Below are 18,745 nucleotides of genomic sequence, written 5' to 3'. Positions count from 1 at the left end.
CACCGTCAAGACGCCTGGACGTGCCCGCCAAGAGCAGCTCACACTGATGCGTGGCCCAGGCAACGCCGCTGACTCGAATGCAACCGGGGTAGAGCGCAACGGGACACGCCTGGGGTGGATCCCCCGCGAGATGGGTGCGGCTCTTCTGGAGTGAAAAGTTGAGCTTGGCGAACGCCGCTCGGGGCTGTGCGCGGGGGCGCTCGTCTCTACCGTGGTGGTGCACCCGCACCTGGTCCGCCAGGCTCTGCTCATGCGGGGCGATCGCCCGTCCCACGTCCCCCGCAACCCAATAGGCGACAGCAAGGCTGTCCCGGGAGGCGAGAGTGTCGCGGTGGTCTTCGCCCAGGTTCTGTCTCTTTGGTCAGCGTCGAGTCCAGATGAGGATGCTGGCCAGGTGGAGTGCGGCTTGGTAGGCGATGGCGAGTTTGTCGGTTCGTGTGGCCAGGCCTCGCCACCGCTTGAGGCGGTTGATGCAGCGTTCGACGGTGTTTCTTTGCTTGTAGGTCTCGGTGTCGAAGGCGGGCGGTCGGCCGCCTCGACGGCCTCGCCGCAGGCGGTGGCCCACCTGGTCGGATGGTTGAGGGATGGCCGCTCGGATTCCGCGACGCCGCAGATGCGCCCGGATGGCACGGGAGGAGTAGGCCGGTCCGCCAGCACGGCCGAGGGCCGTGTTCGGGGCCTGCCCGGGCCGCTTCGGGGCACACGGATGCGGGCCATCACCGTCTCGAAGGCCGGTGCGTCCCTGGCCTGCGGTGACGGTGAATGCCAGTGGTCGGGCCCGACCGTTCGCGGCCAGGTGGACTTTGGTGCTCAGCCCGCCGCGTGAGCGTCCGACTGCATGGTCGGCGGGCTCGGCGCGATCGACGGCCCCTTTTTCCGTGCGCCGGCGGCATGCTGGTGGGCCCGAACGACGGTGGAGTCCACAGATACGGTCCAGTCGATGTCGTCGTCGGAGTCCGCTGCGGCCAGAACGGTGGTGAGGATCCGCTCCCAGGTACCGTCAACGGCCCACCTGATCAGGCGTTTGTGAGCGGTTTGGAATGAACTGAGCTCGTCGGGAAGGTCCCGCCAGGGCGAACTGGTTCGGTACTTCCACGCGATGGCCTCAAGGGTGCGGCGGTGGTCGGCCCATCGCCGCCCACGAACCAGATCGGCCGGCATCAGCGGCTCGATCCGATTCCATCCACCGCGTCCTCGGGCAGGATGTAGGGCACACCGCTCAGCCGCCGCGCAGGGCGCAGCACCGCAGGTGCCAGGGACGGGAGCGATGCGCATGACGGTCCGCTCCACCACCTCGGAGACGTCGGGTGATGCCTCGCCGTAGCGGCCCGCTGCCGTGGCTTCGACGCTACGTCTGCGATGGGACGATCCCCAGTTGACGCAGGATGCCGAGTTCGTCGGGCCGGCCCCACCGCTCGACGATACGTCCGCCCCGGATCCTGAAGATGTTGGTTCCGTGCAGGGTCAAGGGGCGGCCTTCGGCCGGGGCCGGCACCCCGAGCAGTTCACCGCGTTGCGTCCCGCTGGCGGTGAAGTGCTCGACGACCAGGTCGCCCTCGGCAATCATCAGGTGCGGCTCGCTGTGCCAGTCGGGACATGCCTCCCGGAACAGCGCGCCGGCGGAGCGGAAGCCTTCGCGGTCGGCAGGCGCGTTGAACGGAGGGTCGTGGTCGACGAAGTCCTCGGCCAGGTACTCGTCGACCGCGCCGAGGTCGCCCTTGGTGAACAGCGCGTCGATGAACGCGCGCACAAGGTCTTTGTTCTTGGCGAGGGTGGTTTCCGAGGTGTTCATGGCCTCAGTCTCGCCGTCCATAACCTGGCACAAACCGGGCACTCTGCCTGTTCACCCCGCTGCATCGCGATGGCCCGCTGCCGTGTCTGCTGAAGCTCGGCCGCCGTCGCCTGCGGCAGCGGATCACCGTACTCCCGGCAGTACCACCGAGCCGTCCCGTCGGCCCCCACACGCGCAACCCAGATCATCTAGCCGCGCCGGGCCTGGTCGGCTACGGCGGCGACACCGAGCGGTCTACCTGCACCGGCATGCGGTGTGTACAGCTACCGGATGTGGGTGTGCAGGGCTGGAATGCTCATGCCTGCGCTGGTGTGGCCGGCCGCGACGGCGGCGGCCCCGGGTGCGCGCCCGGCACTGTCCAGGAGAGCACTGTGGTCACGGCTGCTGCTTTGTGCGGCTGGCTGAGGCTTGTTGGGCGTCCGCGCCGGAGCTGACGTGTCGTTGGGTCTCCTGGGGGCCGTGCCAGTCCAGGCACATCACGGTGGCATCGTCTTCGAGCCGGCCGCCGGCAGCGTCACGGACTGCGGACGTCAGCATCAACGCGGTCTCCCGCGGGTGCAGGCCCCGGGTGCGCTCCAGCAGGGCGGGCAGGTCGACCTGCTCCCCGTGCCGTTCGACCATGCCGTCGGTGAACATGAGCAGACGGTCACCATGGCGCAGATCGAGGTCCTGAACGCGGTAGGGGAGGGTCGCGAACTCGGACAGCCCGAAGGGATGGTCCACCTCGCAGTTGATCACCTCTACGGCGCCCTCGCGCATGCGCAGTGGCCAGGGGTGTCCCGCGTTGACGAGCTGGGCCCGCCCGGTGCGGAGATTGATGCGCAGCAGTTGCCCCGTGGCGTGCCCTTGGCCGTGCTCGACCAGGGCCTGGTCGGCGCGGTGGGCCTGTTCGGCCAGGTCGGCTCCGGCGCGACGGGCGCCGCGCAGGGCACTCACCAGGACCGTGGCGGCGAGGGCGGCGTCGATGTCGTGGCCCATGGGATCGGTCACCGACACGTGCAGCGCGTCCCGGTCCAGGGTGTAGTCGAAGGTGTCGCCGCTGAGGTTTTCGGACGGCTCCAGGCTCCCGCACAGGGTGAACTGCGCGGCCTCGCACGACAGTGACAGGGGGAGCAGCTGGTACTGGATCTCTGCCGCGAGGGTGGGCGGCCTGGAGCGTTTCCCCCAGGTGTAGAAATCGGTGAAACGCCCGTTGGCGATCACGATATAGGCCAGGACATGGGCGGCTTCCCCGACCTCATCAAGGATGTCCTCGCCGGGGGCGGCCGGCAGGAGCAGTTCCAGCAGCCCGATCGCATCCCCCCGGTTGGTGACCGGCACGATCACCCGCTGCCCCTGACCGGTCGCCTCCTGATACAGCCGCTGGGTACGGATCACCTCCTCGTAGACACTGCCGAACAAAGGGATCCGCTCCGCCTCCCGCCCGTCCTCCGCTGGGGCGGTCGACAGCCGCGCCACCGCCTTCCCCGTCAGGTCGACGATGAGGAATGAGACCTTCGTGGCCTCGAAACGCCGCCGCAGGTCCTCCGCGATCACGTCCACCGCCTCCACCGGCGCCGCTGTCTCCGCTGCCGTCAGCAACCGGGGAAGTCCACTCTGCCCACCACTCACGACCGCAGTTCCTTCCGTCCGCCTCGCCTACCAGCAAGAGAATCACCACGGCGAGCGTCAAAACATGAAAAGTAACAATAAGTGCAGATCATTGCGTTATGTGTTCACGGAAGTGAGTTTGTTTCCTGGCGTCCACTCGCTGACGCGGCCGTCGCGAATGCTCCAGTCGCGAACTCGACGAAGGGGTGGCCGCCTCTGCCCCGCTGTTGGGCAGCACAGCCGAGACGCTCACAGGTGCCCCAGTCCAAATCAAGGGGTCCATGGCTCATGAGACACACCGAAGTCTGGAGAACGACGGCCATCGGGCCGTGCTGATCCGGGATACGGCGGGGGCTCGGTTGCAGTCCCGTTCGGGGCGGATCGTGACGTCGTGGTGGATGGACATCGCGCTACCGGCCATGGCGTTGCTGCCTGGCCCTGTGCTGGACGGTGAGCTGGTCATCTGGCGGGGCGGTGCCCTGGATTTCGGGGCGGTGCAGTCCCGGGCCGCGTCCTCGCCGGCGCGGGCCCGGACGTTGGCCGAGGGCCTCGCGGCGGCGTACGCGGTCGGAGATTGCCTGAGTCATCCGGTGCACGGTGACGTTCGAGGGAGGCCCTATCTGGAGCGGCGCGCCTTCCTGCTCGACGTGCTCGCGGATATCCCCCCGCCGATTCAGGCGGTCCCGGCGTCGGACGATGTCGGCACGGCCCGGGACTGGTACGACAGCCTGCGGCCGCTGAACTTCGACGGCGTCGTGTGCAAGAGGGCGAGCTCTCCGTACCGGCCGGGGCGTGTGTGGGTGAAGGTCCGGCACTCCGAGCCGGTTGACGCCGTGGTGGTGGGTTTCACCGGCCCGCGCTCGCGGCCGCGGGCGCTCGTCGTCCGGCTGCCGGACGGCAGCCGGGCCCTGTCCCACCGCTTGACGGCTCCTCTGGCGGCGCAGGCGGCCGAGCTGCTGCCGGAGCCCGGGACGTCCCGCTTCGCCTCGACGCGGGATGGCGAACGCTCACGCCGAGAGCGGGCCGGGGCTTGTGGCGGAAGTGCTCGCCGGCAGTACCCGCACCGGACAGTCGGTCACCCACCTTTTACCTGCGGAAACAGATCTAGAATCAAACAAGTGAGCGAAGAACGGGCAGGGCTGGAGCCTGCGCGGCCGTGGCGTCCTGAGGACGGTCCGCGGCCGGTGGTCTGGACGTGGCCGGCCACGGACCCACCTGCCTTGTGGGTGTGGTCGCGGGGTTCCTGGCGGTGGGCGTCAGTCGCGGCCCGCCTTGACTGGGCGGACGGCCGCAGGGCGTACACCGTGACGGTGGACCTGGACGGCTCGACCACGGTCACGCATCGCACGTAATGGTGCCCGCACGCCGCGCTGCGGGTCGCGCACCGCAGCAATGCGGAGCCCTCGCGGGGCCCCGTCGGGGACGGGGACATGCCGTCACCGCCGCCGTGGGCCCGGCGTCACTCGTCGTCGGCGGCCGTTCGGCGGGCCTCATCCATGGCTGAGGCGAACGCGGCGGTCGCGTCGGCGCCGCTGATAGATGGCCTGTGTGGTGACACCGGCGGCCGCCGCCGCGGCCTTCGCGCTGGTGTGGGGTGCGTGCGCAGGGCGGCGAGAAACCGGGCCACGGTGGCGGGGGTGAGCCGGGCCCAGCGGCTGGCCGCGTAGGGGGCCGCCGCCTCGGCGGCCGCGGCGCAGGCCTTCGCGTACGCGGGATCGGTGCGCCAGGTGCCCACGTGGCGGCTGCCGAGGATGAGTTCGGCATGGTCGGCGGCAGTCCGAGGGCCAGGAGTCGCAGGTAATCCGCCCGCGCTGTCCTTGCCTTCTCCGCCGCGGCGTCCGGGCCTCTGCCGTGAGCCGGGTGTCCGTGCGCGCCGTGGCCCAGAGCGCGGCCAGGTCTAGCCGTAACTCGCGCGCGGCATCGCCCAAGCCACGGCCGTGGCGGAGTGCGGTGATGAGCTGCGCGGATACCTCGGGCGCGAGGGTGGCCATGGCCGCACCCCAGGTAAGACGGGCTTCTCCGAACGAACGATCATGGTCCGACTGTCGGTCGGACCCTATCGTGGCGCCATCGTCGTCCTCGATAGCCGCCGCCCCCTGATGCTGTGTCAGCGCTCGCTGTCCCAACGTCTTCCCGGCCGCGCCAACCGAGGTCGTCCCCGCGCCCGAGTGGGAATCCCGCGAGACAGTTATTGTCCTTTTGCGGCTTCTGCTCTGCCAGTTGGGGCTCAATCGGGCGTGTGGCGCCACCGCGGGGTGGTGTCCGCGGCGGAGGGGTGTTCGGTGGGGGAGCCGGGTGCGTGGGGTGAGGTTGCGGCGGGGTTGAGCGTTTCCCGGCCGGTGCTGGTCGCGCGGCTGCTGGAGCTCGATGCTGGCGGGGCGTCGACCGCGGCGCATGTGCGGGCGGGTGCCCAGGTTGCCGGGGTCAATGTGCGGACGGTGTGGCGGTGGCTGGAGGCGGCGCGGACGGAGGGGCCGCGTGGAGCGCAGGGCGCGGGCCCGGCTGGAGCTGTCCGATCAGGAGTGGGAGGTGCTGGCGCAGGCGGGCGGCACCTGAGGGATGCCGGGGGAGAGAGGCCCTCGCAGGCGTCGTTGTACCGGGTGGTGCTGCGCGAGCCCGTCGACGCCAGGTTTCGACACCCAGACGTGGCATGCCTGCCTTTGCGCCCTCGACCTGGCAGGTGTGCAGATGTTGCAGACCCTCTTCGACGTCGCGCGCGTCCACGGCACCGAGGTGCGCCTCATACCCGTGGCGGTCCCGGCCCACTGGAACGGTCCCGTTCTGAAGAGAGGACCGGACGTGGCTGCCCTGCTGGAGGCACAGGCCGACCGAGGCCGACGGCTCGGGCACCTGCCCCTGGCCTGAGGCTCATGCCACGTTCACGCGCGGATCGCACCAGGGCCGAGGACATCTGGCCCGACAGGCGGCGAGCCCGCGCCTGCCGTGGGGCTGGAAGAGGCATGCACGACGGAACCCGGTAGAACGGCCGCTGCCTGGGAAGACGCGAATTGATCTTCGTTGGCGTCCCAGGGGAGGAAACATCGCCATGGCCGTTCCCGTACGCGCCCGGCGTACCGCGCGCCGCTCCCGCCGGTTCGAACTCCGGGCGACGGCAATCTACTTCGCCCTCCTCGCGGTCATCCTCGCTCTGGTGGGGGCGGCCGCCCGCACTGCGGCTGCGGCCGCGGTGCACCGTCCCGCCTGGGCTGTGGCGCTCGCCCTTGTGGGCGTCGGCGCCGTCATGGCCGGCTGCCGCGGGAAGCGCCGCATATCGGCGGCGAGGATCGCGCGCCGCGCGGCCGTAGCCCTGGACGAAGCCACGCAGACGGCGGTCGAAGCGCTCGACGCGGCGTCACCGGCTCCCGCCGTCGGCCTGGTCCCCGCCGGGGCCGGCGCCTGCGGCGGCCGCCTCGGCACGGAACTCACCGTCCTGCTTCCCGAGACCGTGCCCGAGGCGCCCGCGGACACAGTGGAGATCGCCTACGAGACCCTGGACCCGGACGAGTTCGAACAGGCGGTGGCCGAACTGTGCCGGCGCGACGGCTGTCTGGACGTGGACGTCGTGGGCGGGGCCGGGGACCTGGGCGCCGACGTCGTGGCGAGGACGCCCGACGGGCGCTCGGTCGTCATCCAGTGCAAGCGGTACTGCGACGGCAACCGGGTCGGCTCACAGGACCTGCAGCGCTTCGGCGGCACCTGCTTCACCGTTCACGGCGCCGATGTCGCCGTCGTGGTCACCACCAGTGACTTCACCGCCCCCGCGCTCGACTACGCAGAGCAGTGCGGCATCGTGTGCGTCGACGGTCCGCAACTGCGCCGCTGGCAGGAGGGTACGGGACCGCGGCCTTGGGAGGCGCAGCCGTCGGCGGCCTGAGGCGGGTCGCGTTGGCGGTTCGATCTCAGGGCCTGCTGAGTCCGAAGGAACTGCTGCCTGCGACGATGCGCTGGTGAGCTATGACCTTGCGGTGTGGGACGGCGAGCGTCCACTCGACGACGACCAAGCGGGCTCGACCTACGACGAGCTCTACGAGCGCTACCTGGAGTCGGACGATGTTGCCGCACTTCCGGTGCCGCGCATCAGGGCCTACGTGGAAGCCCTCGTCGAGCGATATCCGGACGACGTCGCTCGCAGCGTATGGGCGTCCCCGCCGGTCATCGAGGAGGCATCGGGGCCGATGGTGTACCTGCTCATGTCCTACAGCAAGGCTGAGGAAGTGTCCGAGTACGCCGCCGCGCTGGCCCGTGAGCACGGACTCGTCTGCTTCGACCCGCAGGGAGAATGCCTCCGGCCGTGATCTGCCCGTTCGTTCAGCGGGCGGAGCAGAGGCAGATGCCCTCGCCGAGGCGGCCGGGCGCGGTAGGCCGTGGCGTAGCCACGGCCCGGCCGGCCCGGCGGCTTTTCCGGCGCCACCACAGCCGCGAGCAACTGGCGCCGAGCCCGAGGATGCGACCGGCTGAGCCGATGGTGGTCGTCGTCCCCCCAGGAGGACCAGACAAGGTACGCGGTCTCTACCGTCCGGCCGGGCGGGTACGGCGGCGCAGCAGCTCCATCCCTACGACGAGCAGTAGCTGCTTCCCGGCCTGGTCGAACTGCTCCTGGAGGGCGGGCTCGCGAAAGCCAGCTCTCCGGCGCCGGCGGTGAGACCGCCGCGTTGGGCGAAGTAGTCGGTCATGGAGGCACGGTGGACGGCGCGGGAACGTTCCAGCAGCGCACCTCCAACGCCTGGTCCAGAGTGCGGCCCAGCGCGGCGATGGGGCCCTCGACGGGCGCCTGCACGGGACCGGCCGCGCGACGAGGCTGCTGGCGGCGAACACCAACTTCGGGTCGATCACATCCGGCACGGCATGCACCAGCTCGGCCCGTCCCGCGCATCACACCGTCAGCGCCATGCCGTTGGCCCCGCTCACGGGCCGCGGCGAGCCGGGAGCTGGCGCGCATTTCCTCGGCAGCCTGCCGGGCAGAGGCAGGCGGGGCTGATCGTCGCGCGGCGCCCAGGCCGTTTTCGGACGGGGTGGGCACCGGAGGCCGTCAATGTACGGCGGTGGCCCGGGGATTGACCTCACAGCGCTCGATCTCGTCGAGGGGGCCCGCGCTGGCCACGGCCGCCCGGACTCTCGCTTTGCCCTTCGCGGCGACCAGCACCTGCTCGTATGTCTCGCTCATGGTGAAGCCGTGCGTGTCCTTGTAGTTGATCTTCACGCCGAAGGTGCCCTCGCGCTCGTTAGGATTCCTGACCACGACGGTCGTGTACGGGTCGTCGGCGTCCGCGCAGTGTGTGAGCACGGCGGTGCCGTCCTTCAGGGGCCGGGTGGCAGCGACGGAGAGGGACGGCGTGGGGGTGGAACGCTCGGTCGGCCGCGAACGCTGGGTGTCGCCGTCTTCACCGGTAGGCGACCCTGAGTCGGCGCCGGGGGCGCCCGCCGCTGCCGTCGACGCGGACTGTGGAGAGGACTTGGCGTTGCCCGGCTTCGTGGCACCGCATCCGGACATCGCTATGACTGCCGCCAAGACCACGCCGGCGGTCAGGTGCACCCGCTTGATCACGTCACTCTTTCGAAGAACGGAGCCGCAGGTTCGATTCCTGGACGGCTGCGCTGGTCAGCGCGTGCAGAGGCTACCAGCGGGCGGAGATTTGGAACTGGCCACGTGATCATCACGTCTCGGCCGAGCCTTAGACCCGCTTGAGCCTCCCGTGCAGAAGCGAGCGGAGCCGTTCCAGGTCCTCAGCGCTCTGAGCCCCCCGCTTGGGGAAGACAATCAAGGTCGGGGTCAAGCGCGTTCCGCGTACCAGCACGAAAAGCCGTGGTGTCTCCAGGTATGAGCGGAAGTGTGTCCACTCGGCTGCAGCGGAGCCTCGCTCGGCAGAGCTGATCACCACGCCGTGATCGTTCGCGACCATGCGGAACTCCGCTGCGTCGGCTGCCTTGCGTGCCTTGGCGCGCCGCTCTGCAACCAGGCGCTGGTACATCACGCCCACAGCGGCTGCCAGCGTGATGATCCACCCGTAAACACGAAGATCAAAAAACAGGGCACTGCCGGCCCAGCCGGCCAGCAAGGCCAGCCATGAGCAGATCAACTTGCCCGGTGAACGCCAGGCTTGGGCACTGATCGCCTCTTCGAAGTCCTCGACCGTCAGCCGGTAGGCGAACTCCGCGCCCGTGTCACCGTCCAGGTCCTGCTGCGCGTAGCTCCCGCCCCCGTTGCTCATGATCGGGATCCTAGTGTCGCTACTGCGCGCAGGACTTCTCCCAGGTGCAGCATCATCTGGGCCGGAGATCCGCCGGTGACGGCGGGCAACGCTCTCATGGATCCTTCTCCTCAGTGACGGTCGGCGGTGGTCGAGGCCAGAACACGTCGAGGAGATCGAATCCGGGCGGCCTTTCACCTTCGCGTGAAGCGGGTGCGCTCTAGCGTTTCCGTCATGTCAGGAAGAGCACCGCAGTCTCGCCCGCGCCGCCAACAGCGCCCGGAACCCCACGACTACAGTCTCCCGCGGTGCCGGGACGACGGAGCCCTTGTTCTGGGCCCGAAGTCCTTCGTGCGCAAGGCGACCGAGGTGAGCAGCGGTCGTGCCGGCATCGTCAAGCACCTCCCGTCCAACGTCTAGGGGGCACGGCGCCGGCGCTTCCACCAGGAAGCGCTCTACATGCACCGGATGAACGGCACCCCCGGCATCCTCCCGGTCTGGGACATCGACGACGCCCACGGCAGCGAGCCCCGCTGGTATGCCATGCCCCGCGCCCAGCTGGTGGAAAAGGCGGTGGGCGAGCCCTCCGGTAAAGGTGAGCTGCGTAAACCCTGCGGCGGGCTGCAGCCGCAGGGCCTGCACGAACGCCAGGCACCCCCGGCACAGGCCCTTCTTCGCATGCAGGGGAAGGCCATCGCGTGCGCAGCGCACGCACCGATCCCGCGGGTGATTCCCCCGGCGGTGCCAGCCGGCGCAGCCGTGGCACAGGCGGGTGGTGATGCCCCAGCTGCCGCAGTGTGCGCAGCCGGTCACGATGCCGGCGAGTGCCCCCTTCCGGTGCGGACGCATCTGGTCGATTACCTGTCTGGGCCCCTGCCACAGACCCGCGTGTGCAGCACCTCCTGGGCAGCAGCCGCGCCGAACTGCATCCCGCGGCCCTGGTCGAGGATCTCGCGCGTTACCACTCCTTGATGACGGCGAGAGGGGCGCCCCCGCACGAGGCGGCGAAGTAGGACGGCGACCAGAAGTGGTCACCCCGCAGGTACTTGCGGATGTGGCCGGGGAACTCCTGCCGCAGGCGCCGGGCGGAGACACCCTTGAGGGAGCCTACGAGCCGGGAGATGGCGACCTTGGGCGGGTAGCGCACGAGCAGGTGGACGTGATCGCGTTCGCCGTTGAACTCCCGCAGCTCCGCGCCGGTGCACACGCAGCGCATGACCTCTTCGCAGCGCCGAAGGATCTCGTCGGTGAACGGTCCGCGCCGGCACTTGGGAGTGAAGACCAAGTGTGCGTGGAGGGTGTAGACGACGCTACGACCCCTGCGGATATCGGGGTTTGGCTCCCAGCGTGGTGACATAGAACTGCCCCGGTACGCGAAGTGTCGCTATGCCTGGCGCGGCGCAGCGTTCAGTATTGCTCGGTCTCCACGAAACCCGCGTCCGCGTCGTTGTCCGCGCCGAGGGCGGCGGCGGTCGGGTTGAATCCGGGCGGGCTGTCCCTGAGGCCCAGGCCCATGCCAGCGAGCTTTTCCTTGACCTCGTCGATGGACTTCGCGCCGAAGTTGCGGATGTCCAGGAGGTCGGCCTCGGAGCGGGCGACGAGCTCACCCACGGAGTGGACGCCCTCACGCTTGAGGCAGTTGTACGAGCGGACGGTGAGCTCGAGCTCCTCGATCGGCATTACCAGATCGGCGGCGAGGGCGGCGTCCACCGGGGACGGGCCCATGTCGATGCCCTCGGCTTCGATGTTGAGCTCGCGGGCCAGACCGAACAGCTCGACCAGGGTCTTGCCGGCCGACGCCATGGCGTCACGGGGGCGCATGGCCTGCTTGGTCTCGACGTCGACGATCAGCTTGTCGAAGTCGGTGCGCTGCTCGACACGGGTCGCCTCGACCTTGTACGTGACCTTCAGCACCGGCGAGTAGATCGAGTCGACCGGGATGCGCCCGATCTCCTGACCGACCTGCTTGTTCTGGACGGCGGAGACGTAACCGCGGCCACGCTCGACGGTCAGCTCCATCTCCAGCTTGCCCTTGCCGTTGAGCGTGGCGAGGACGAGGTCGGGGTTGTGGACCTCGACACCGGCCGGGGGCGCGATGTCGGCGGCGGTGACCAGACCCGGGCCCTGCTTGCGCAGGTACATCACGACCGGCTCGTCCTGCTCGGAGGAGACGACCAGCTGCTTGATGTTGAGGATCAGGTCGGTGACGTCCTCCTTGACGCCCGGCACGGTGGTGAACTCGTGCAGCACGCCGTCGATACGGATGGACGTGACCGCCGCACCCGGGATCGACGACAGGAGGGTTCGGCGCAGGGAGTTGCCGAGGGTGTAGCCGAATCCCGGCTCCAGCGGCTCGATCACGAACCGGGAGCGGAACTCGTCGACGACCTCTTCGGTCAACGAGGGACGCTGAGCGATCAGCACGTGGTGTTGCCTCCAGTGGTTTGGCGCCGCTAGGTGACGCCGTGGACATCACGAAGGGTACGTGCGCTACGGGCGATACGGTCTCCGCAGCGCCCGAACCGCCCGACTCCCCAACCCAGTGAGGAGGCTTCGGGCCTCCCCCTTCGCCCGCCCCCGCGCTTCTTCACCCCGCGTCCAGGTCGCGGGCGCGCAGGACGGCCAGGCAGGCATGCGCGGCCCTGGCCGGGTCGTGATTATGGCGTTGGGCGGGTGAGGTGGCAGGGGTGGCGTGCACCCGTCGTCGGCGGCGATGCGTGCCCCGACCTGCCGCGGCGAGAGTTCGCGCAGGGCCCGGGCACACGCGTCGAAGGCGTGCACCAACAGCGGTTCGGGCAGCTGGGTCCACGTGGTGCCGAGTGGCGTGCAGCCGGCGGCGATGCGACGTGACCCGCGGAGCAGCACGGTGTGCCCCGGGGTGCGGACGGCTCCTCGGTGACGAGCAAGGAGTCGGCGAGCCGGCCGAGGGTGAGGCCGCCGAGCCGACAGGACTTCAGCTCGGCGCCGACGGGTCCGAGGACGTCGGCGGCGGGTTCGGGCAGCTCCCAACGGTGCCGCAGCTCCCAACGGTGCCGCAGAACCAGCGCGGTGCTGGTGGCGGCATGCGCGAGATATGCCTCGGCGGTCTGGGAGGTCCGGTCGCCCGAGACGCGGCGGCCCAGCGCGAGGAGCCGCGCCCGGCGCATCGGGCTCTGCCGGGGTCCGCCCTCGCCGTGCCGGCCGGTGCGGTGGCGGGCGTCGAGTTCGGTGAGGAGCTCCGCGGTCCGGCCCTTTCGGTGGGGTGTGGTGCGCTCGGTGTATGCCCGCAGCTGATCGGCCAGTTCGTCGACGGCTCCGGCGGTCCAGTGCAGCCCGTACCCCGTGAGTTCGTCGCGCAGCGCCCGCAGCGTGACGCCGAGGACGGACGGGTCCAGCGCCGGCCGCGCCGTCGAGCAGCAGTGGCCTGTGCGTCTGGGCACGCTCGACCTGACGGCCTTGCAGGTGCTGCAGGCCCTCTTCGACGCCGCGCACAAGCACGACACCGAGGTGCACCTCGCGCCCGTGGCGGTCCCGGAAGGCTGGGCGTGCCCCGTCTTCGCAAGGACGGCGGAGATGGCTACCCTTCTTGAGGCGCAGGCTGACCAGGACTGGCCGCTCGGCCAGCTCCACCTTGCCTGAAACCTTCCTGCCATCAGGCTTTGTAGGTGATCAGTGAGAGCATTGTCGCCGAGGAAGGCCCTGGGGGTCGTCCAGGCCGGAGCCGCGAAGGAAGCTGCCGCTGTGAGCCAGCCTGGATGCGTTCAAGGGTGATTTGGGACATCAGGTGTATGCCGCCGACGTTGTCGGAGACGCTCGCCGCGGACTGCGCACCTGGAAACCCTGAACCTGCGCACTGCTGGTGGATCAGGCGTTCGCCGGGAGGGCCGCCGCCCGGCCCTCCTGTGTCATGAGGACTACCGAGCCCCGTTGGACACGCCGCCCAAAACGCAGTGCCCTCGTCCAGCGCGCCGCCTACCATCTGCGGGCCCAAGTAGGACACTCCGCCAGCTTCGAGGCGCGTCGTCATGCCGCCGCGAGGTGGAGGAATTCCTGCACACCCTGGGCGCCGGCGTAGGGCTGGAACCGGGGGAGTAGGGCTTCGACGAGGCTGGTGCAGCGCGGCGCTCCGATGCGGCGGGCCAGCAGCAGCGACTGGGTGGCGGCGGCCGCGGCGGGCTCGGGTTCTTTCTGGTCGAGGTGGCTGGCGGCCTGGTAGGTGAGGAACACGCCCCGTGTCTTGTCCCGTGCGACCGGCAGGAGTTGTTCGCCTTCGGTGATGAGCTGGTGGGCGCGGCCGATGTCTCCGAGGTCGAGGAGGGCCTGGCCGGAGTCGACGGCGAGGTCGGCCTCGGACACCCAGGAGCACCAGGCCGGACGGTCGGTCCCGGCATCGCTGAGGTGTTTTTCGGCGGCTGCGAGAGCCCGCAGTACGGCGTCGCGCTCGTTCAGTGCTGCGAGGGTGCGGGCGAGGCGGAGTTGGAGGAGGCAGCGGGCGGCCGGGTTCTGCGCGCCGGTCAGCGCGTGGTTGAGGATGCTGGCCGCGGTGGTGTGGTCCTGGCGCCAGGCGGCCTGGTAAGCGAGATCGCCCAGGAGGCCGGCCCCCATGTCGTGGTCGCCTGCGGCGTGAGCGTTGTGAAGCCCGGCGACCCAGTACTGGCTTGCGGGTGTGTGCTGGCCCAGGTCGAAGCGGTGCCAGGCCACGGTTTGGGAGAGCGAGGCGGCCAGCGCGTGCAGGCGCTTGCCGGTGGCGGGGGAGTAGCGGCCGTGCTCGATCAGTTCGGTCACGGTGGCCAGGTAGGCGTCAAGGAGTATCGCGGTGTGCTGGCGCTGCTCGGTGGCGAGGCCGGCGAGGGGCTGGGTGGTGTTCTCCAGCAGGGTCAGGAAGTCGTCGTCGACGGGTTTGCCGTCGCGGGCCTGGGCGAGTGCGCTGGTGGGGCCAAGTGCCCAGTCCGCAGCCAGTGCTGACAGGGCGGCGCCGGGGATCGTTAAGAAGGTTCGGCGTTCCATCGCTGTTCGCAGGGCCTCTCTGAGGGCGGGCACAGAGCTGTCGGGGGCAAGGGAGACCAAGCCGTCGGTGGTGAGCGGAATCCAGTTCGGCCAGTCGCCGGCGCGGACGATGTCCGCAGGCCAGCCGAGCGCTTCGGCGATGTAGATCTGGGATTCCTCGCTGGGTCTGACGCCCCGCTGCCACTTGCGGACCCGTGCCTCGTCGGTTCCAGAGCGCAGACCACGCTGGCGGGCGGCGGCACGAATCCCGGACACGAGTTGGTCCATCGTCATCCCGGCAGCGAGGCGAGCCATGACCAGCGGATGCGGGGTGGTCTCTTCCACAGCTCCATCCAATCACCGAGGGCAATCGGGCCGTCACCGTTTCTGGAACGGGACCTCCCCGGGACCCCCTCCAACCGGTCGACGTCATCGAACAGTTGAGCCCATTCTCGTCTCGTCGCCCTCCACGGCGGCCCGACTTCGTCCAGATGGGAGGGGGTTCGTCATGACGTACGACCACTGATCCGCGCTGCGGTCTTCCACCGCTCCGGTCCCGGCCCGCGGCGCCCCCCTCGCCAGCCGGGACCGGTCCCCGCCCCCTCCACCCGAAGGAGAACCTCGTGGACACGCTGCCTGTCGGTCCGGCGCGCTACGACCCGCTGGCCGATGCCACACTCGCCGACCCGTATCCGGTGCTCGCCGAACTGCGCGCGCAGGCCCCCGCGGTCTGGCACGACGGGATGGAGTGCTGGCTCATCACCCGGTACGCCGACTGTGTCCGCGTGCTCCGCGACCACACGCTGTTCGCCCGGGACCCGAGGCGGCTTGGCTCGGCCGTCCCGGAGGCGTCGTTGAGTGTGCAGGTCCTCGACCCGCCGCACCAGGCGCCGGTGCGCTCCCTGTTCATGACCGCACTGCACCAGCAAGACCTGCCGGCCCTCCAGGAACGCACCCGTCAGCACGCCGCCTTCCGCCTGGTCGCCCTCACCGCGGAGTCGTCATGGGAGGCGATGCGCGACCTCGCGCAGCCTGTTGCCCTGGCGTCGATCGCCGACCTGCTCGGTGTCACGCCGCCGCCGGTAGCCGAGTGGGCTCAGGTGTCCGACACGATCATGCGGAGCATGGACGGTGGCCTGAACCCCGACCTGATCGAGCCCGGCCGCCGCGCCCGTGAACAGCTCAGCGAGATAGTGGCGTCCTGGTTCACCACCACCGGCCGACCCACCGGGCTGCTGGGGCACGTCCGCGCCCGCGCCACGGAGGCCGGCCCCGAGCATGCCGCCTACGCGGTGCACACGGCCCGCGTGATGTTCCAGGGCGGCTACAGCACCCTGACCGCGGCGATCGGGAACCTGCTGGACATCCTGGCCCGCCATCCCGAAGTCCTCACCGTGCTGCGTGAGCGGCCAGGGCTCCTACCTCGCGCCGTCGATGAACTGGTCCGTTTCGACGGGCCCGTGCAGGGCACCACCCGCCTAGCGGCCGCCGACGTCACGATCGGCGACGTCGCGGTGCGCCGCGGCGCGAAGGTGACCGTGCTGTTCGCCGCCGCCAACCGCGACCCCGACGCGTTCACTACGCCCGACGAACTCGTCCTGGACCGCTCACCCAACCGGCACGTCGGCTACGGCTGGGGCACCCACGCCTGCCTCGGCACCGCCATGGCACAGCGCATCCTGACCGCGCTCGTGGAGGCCCTGCTCGATACGAGGCGCGGGCTGCGCCCGGCCGGGCCCGCGCGGCGCCGGCGCACGGCCACGATGCGCACCTTCGCCAGCCTGCCCCTGTCCCTCCAGCCCTGACCCCTGCCCATCCGCGCCGTACTACTCGTCCAGGAGTCTGCGTTGAGGATCATCATCGCCAATCACATCGACCCGGCCATCCGCAATCGGCGCGACCTGCGGGCATGGACGCAGCGCGCCCTGTGGGGCGCCCGCGACGGCGACCTCGTCATCTTGAGTGCGCCGCCGGACCCCGCCTTCCTCACCTACGTCACGAGCCTGACCGGCACCGATCCGGACCGGCTGCACCTGGTCGTCCCGCCGCCCGGCCGCTTCGAGGGCCGCCTCCTGGACCCGCAGGCCCTCACCCACCCCGGCACCCTCACCCAGGCCCGATCCGTGCTCGACGAGCACGGCGGCACCCGCACGGTCCAGGAGGTGTGGGCGCTGTGGCCCTCCCCCTCCGTCGCCTCCTTCGCCGCAGCGCTCGGCCTGTCCGAGCGCCTTCCCGGCGCCGCCTTCCTCGCCCAGGGCGGCGGCGAACTCGTCAACAGCAAGGCGACGTTCAGGATCCTCGCGGCCGCCGCCGGTGTGCCGGTCGCGGCAGGCACGACTGTTCGGGACCCAGGCGACGCTATCGCCTCCACGCTGTCGCTGCTGGAGAGCGCCGGGGCGGTCGTGGTCAAGCAGGCCCACAACGGTGCCGGCGTCGGCAACGAGCTTCTCGTCACCGACCGAGCGCTGGCCACCGGACATGCAGGCGCCCGCCACCGGTGCCACCTGCCCACCAACGACATCCCGGTGTCCGTCGCCGCCTACTGGCACGAACGCTGGTCGTGGGCCAGCGCCGAAGGCCGCTTCCCCGTCGTCGTCGAGGCGTTCGTCCCCGACGCGCGCACCGTGTACTGCGAGCAGCACGTCACCGACACCTCCGTACGCCCGACCGAGTCGGGCGAGCTGCGCTACACGGACCGGCACCTGAGCCACGAGAGCGTCCCGCTCCGCGACCTCACCCCGGCCGTCCGCGAGCAGCTCCTGGAGGGCTCCGCCCGCCTCGCCAGCGCGTACCAGGCGATCGGATACCGCGGCCGCCTCAGCACCGACGCGATCGTGCGCCCCGGCGGACGCGTGCTGTTCACCGAGGTCAACGCCCAGATCACCGGCTCGTGGCACATCTACGAGGCCTTCGCCCACCGCATCGTCCACGCGCACGAACACCCTGCCCGCACCGTCACTGAAGCCCACGTCCCCACCCACTGGACGGTCCCCGACGGCGCCACCTTCCACCAAGCGCTGACCGAGCTCGGCCTCGGCTACAGCCCTGCCACGCGCACCGGCGTGATCGTCTCGATGCCCATCGCCGACCAGCCCGAGGGCCGGGGCGCCCAGTTCACCTTCTCTACCGTCCACGCCGGTGACGACGGCTACGCCGCGATCATGAACGCCCTGGACACCCGCTTCGCCACCACCCGCCGCGCGGCGGACCTTCCGGAAGGCACCCTCGTATGACCGGCACACCCGCCGCATCGCCCGCGTCCGCGGCCCGCCTCACCCAGACATTCGACGCCGTCCGCCTCGCCCATGAACTCGCCGCGGTCACCGGCCACCAGTGGAAGCGCCAGCGCACCCACCACACCGCCGGGCACATCGGCCCGGACACCCCGACCGACTGGCGCGTCCTGCCGCTGCACAGCCCCGGCGGAGACCCGGAACGCACCGACCCCGGCGGCCCCGGCCGCGACGACTACACGCCCACCCGGTGGCTGCACCAGATGCCCTACCTGCAGACCGTCCTCGACCAGATCCCGGCCCCGCTCAACGCCGTCCGGCTCCTCGCCCTCGGTCCGGGCGCCGCATCCCAGCCTCACTGCGACCCCAAGTACGCGCTGGAACGCGGCATGGTGCGCCTGCACATCCCGATCCTCACCCACCCCGACGCCGTCCTCATCCTCGACGGCACTCAACACTGCTGGCAGCCGGGCGAATTCTGGTACGGCAACTTCTCCCGCAAGCACCAGGTCCGCAACACCGGTCCCGCCCGTCGGGTCCACGCGGTCATCGACGCGCTCCTCACCCGCGAGCTCGCCGCCCTCTTCCCCACACCGTGGCAGGACGCCCTCGCCTCCGCCGACGTGCTCTACAACCGGCAGCCCACCCCGGAACGTGCCGGCCACCTGCCTGCCACCGTGACCCTGCCGTCCGGGTTCACGGACTTCGCCACCGACACCCCGCTGACCGGACCAGGCGTGGCCGTGCACGTCGCCCGGCGAGACGAGCGGCTCTGCCTACAGACCGGCGAGCGCACCTTCGCCCTCGCGCACATCGCGGACGGCGAGTACCGCTACGCCGGCTGGAGCGAACAACGCACCCTGCGCATCGGCCCCGACCACGTCGCCGTCCACGCCCGCACCGGACGCGCCGTCACCAGCCAGCACGTCCCCCTCCCCGCGGCCACTGACCGCACCAGCGCCTGACGAGAAACGAGG

General features: G+C 70.4%; 19 protein-coding genes and 1 pseudogene. 10 read left to right on the top strand and 10 right to left on the bottom strand.

Going from position 1 to position 18,745, the window contains the following annotated elements; genetic code table 11:
• Positions 1-361 precede the first annotated feature (361 nt).
• From OG788_RS02200 to OG788_RS02190, 3 genes and pseudogenes are all read right to left on the bottom strand, one after another.
• Positions 362-1,161: pseudogene (locus OG788_RS02200) on the bottom strand (IS5 family transposase).
• Positions 1,162-1,348: 187 nt separating this feature from the next.
• Positions 1,349-1,792, bottom strand: coding sequence for an ester cyclase (locus OG788_RS02195; RefSeq protein WP_406368783.1), 444 nt, complete (start codon positions 1,790-1,792; stop codon positions 1,349-1,351).
• 375 nt (positions 1,793-2,167) lie between these two features.
• Positions 2,168-3,403 (bottom strand): PP2C family protein-serine/threonine phosphatase, encoded by a 1,236-nt coding sequence (locus OG788_RS02190; protein ID WP_406368781.1) that lies wholly within the window; start codon positions 3,401-3,403, stop codon positions 2,168-2,170.
• A gap of 260 nt (positions 3,404-3,663) precedes the next feature.
• Here OG788_RS02190 and OG788_RS02185 point away from each other — a divergent pair, with 260 nt between their 5' ends.
• Entirely contained in the window at positions 3,664-4,734 is a 1,071-nt protein-coding gene (locus OG788_RS02185; RefSeq protein WP_406368780.1) for a hypothetical protein, read from the top strand.
• Positions 4,735-4,841: 107 nt separating this feature from the next.
• Here OG788_RS02185 and OG788_RS02180 read toward each other — a convergent pair whose 3' ends face one another.
• A complete protein-coding gene (locus OG788_RS02180; RefSeq protein ID WP_406368778.1) occupies positions 4,842-5,117 on the bottom strand; it encodes a hypothetical protein in 276 nt (91 codons plus the stop codon).
• Positions 5,118-6,070: 953 nt separating this feature from the next.
• On the opposite strand from OG788_RS02180, the gene OG788_RS02175 reads away from it, so the two are divergent.
• The 3 genes from OG788_RS02175 to OG788_RS02165 all read left to right on the top strand — a co-directional run bounded on the left by OG788_RS02175 (position 6,071) and on the right by OG788_RS02165 (position 7,677).
• Positions 6,071-6,247 (top strand): hypothetical protein, encoded by a 177-nt coding sequence (locus OG788_RS02175; RefSeq protein WP_406368776.1) that lies wholly within the window; start codon positions 6,071-6,073, stop codon positions 6,245-6,247.
• A 181-nt stretch (positions 6,248-6,428) separates the two neighbouring features.
• The gene (locus OG788_RS02170; protein WP_406368775.1) at positions 6,429-7,256 is read left to right on the top strand and encodes a restriction endonuclease; all 828 of its coding nucleotides are present in this window, start codon (positions 6,429-6,431) and stop codon (positions 7,254-7,256) included.
• A 73-nt stretch (positions 7,257-7,329) separates the two neighbouring features.
• Positions 7,330-7,677, top strand: coding sequence for a hypothetical protein (locus OG788_RS02165; RefSeq protein ID WP_406368773.1), 348 nt, complete (start codon positions 7,330-7,332; stop codon positions 7,675-7,677).
• Between the two features lie 734 nt (positions 7,678-8,411).
• Here OG788_RS02165 and OG788_RS02160 read toward each other — a convergent pair.
• A complete protein-coding gene (locus tag OG788_RS02160) occupies positions 8,412-8,927 on the bottom strand; it encodes a hypothetical protein (protein WP_406368771.1) in 516 nt (171 codons plus the stop codon).
• A gap of 127 nt (positions 8,928-9,054) precedes the next feature.
• A complete protein-coding gene (locus OG788_RS02155) occupies positions 9,055-9,591 on the bottom strand; it encodes a YcxB family protein (RefSeq protein WP_406368769.1) in 537 nt (178 codons plus the stop codon).
• Between the two features lie 213 nt (positions 9,592-9,804).
• On the opposite strand from OG788_RS02155, the gene OG788_RS02150 reads away from it, so the two are divergent.
• On the top strand, positions 9,805-9,990 hold the full coding sequence (locus OG788_RS02150) for a hypothetical protein (protein ID WP_406368767.1): 186 nt from the start codon (positions 9,805-9,807) through the stop codon (positions 9,988-9,990).
• Positions 9,991-10,038: 48 nt separating this feature from the next.
• Positions 10,039-10,542 carry a hypothetical protein gene (locus OG788_RS02145; RefSeq protein WP_406368765.1) on the top strand — a complete coding sequence of 168 codons (504 nt, stop codon included), beginning with the start codon at positions 10,039-10,041 and terminating at the stop codon, positions 10,540-10,542.
• Here the strand turns inward: OG788_RS02145 and tnpA are convergent.
• The 3 genes from tnpA to OG788_RS02130 all read right to left on the bottom strand — a co-directional run bounded on the left by tnpA (position 10,529) and on the right by OG788_RS02130 (position 12,989).
• On the bottom strand, positions 10,529-10,927 hold the full coding sequence (gene tnpA, locus OG788_RS02140; protein ID WP_406368763.1) for an IS200/IS605 family transposase: 399 nt from the start codon (positions 10,925-10,927) through the stop codon (positions 10,529-10,531). The genes OG788_RS02145 and tnpA overlap by 14 nt on opposite strands.
• 50 nt (positions 10,928-10,977) lie before the next feature.
• A complete protein-coding gene (locus OG788_RS02135; protein WP_406368762.1) occupies positions 10,978-11,994 on the bottom strand; it encodes a DNA-directed RNA polymerase subunit alpha in 1,017 nt (338 codons plus the stop codon).
• Positions 11,995-12,227: 233 nt separating this feature from the next.
• A complete protein-coding gene (locus OG788_RS02130) occupies positions 12,228-12,989 on the bottom strand; it encodes a hypothetical protein (protein ID WP_406368760.1) in 762 nt (253 codons plus the stop codon).
• Between OG788_RS02130 and OG788_RS02125 the strand changes: the two genes are divergently transcribed.
• Complete coding sequence (locus OG788_RS02125; protein ID WP_406368758.1) at positions 12,976-13,188, top strand: hypothetical protein; 213 nt, start codon at positions 12,976-12,978, stop codon at positions 13,186-13,188. The genes OG788_RS02130 and OG788_RS02125 overlap by 14 nt on opposite strands.
• 384 nt (positions 13,189-13,572) lie before the next feature.
• Here OG788_RS02125 and OG788_RS02120 read toward each other — a convergent pair whose 3' ends face one another.
• Positions 13,573-14,880, bottom strand: coding sequence for an XRE family transcriptional regulator (locus OG788_RS02120; protein ID WP_406368757.1), 1,308 nt, complete (start codon positions 14,878-14,880; stop codon positions 13,573-13,575).
• A gap of 278 nt (positions 14,881-15,158) precedes the next feature.
• On the opposite strand from OG788_RS02120, the gene OG788_RS02115 reads away from it, so the two are divergent.
• The 3 genes from OG788_RS02115 to OG788_RS02105 are packed head-to-tail and all read left to right on the top strand — an operon-like array spanning position 15,159 to position 18,733.
• Entirely contained in the window at positions 15,159-16,340 is a 1,182-nt protein-coding gene (locus OG788_RS02115) for a cytochrome P450 (RefSeq protein WP_406368755.1), read from the top strand.
• A gap of 42 nt (positions 16,341-16,382) precedes the next feature.
• Entirely contained in the window at positions 16,383-17,768 is a 1,386-nt protein-coding gene (locus OG788_RS02110) for a hypothetical protein (RefSeq protein ID WP_406368753.1), read from the top strand.
• Positions 17,765-18,733 (top strand): aspartyl/asparaginyl beta-hydroxylase domain-containing protein, encoded by a 969-nt coding sequence (locus OG788_RS02105; protein ID WP_406368752.1) that lies wholly within the window; start codon positions 17,765-17,767, stop codon positions 18,731-18,733. The genes OG788_RS02110 and OG788_RS02105 overlap by 4 nt, the downstream gene beginning before the upstream one ends.
• Positions 18,734-18,745: the final 12 nt, after the last annotated feature.

It is taken from the genome of Streptomyces sp. NBC_00647 (assembly GCF_045207245.1).
Taxonomy (GTDB): domain Bacteria; phylum Actinomycetota; class Actinomycetes; order Streptomycetales; family Streptomycetaceae; genus Streptomyces.
The sequence above is the reverse complement of the archived record's forward strand: the minus strand, read 5'-3'. Positions and strand labels throughout refer to the sequence as shown.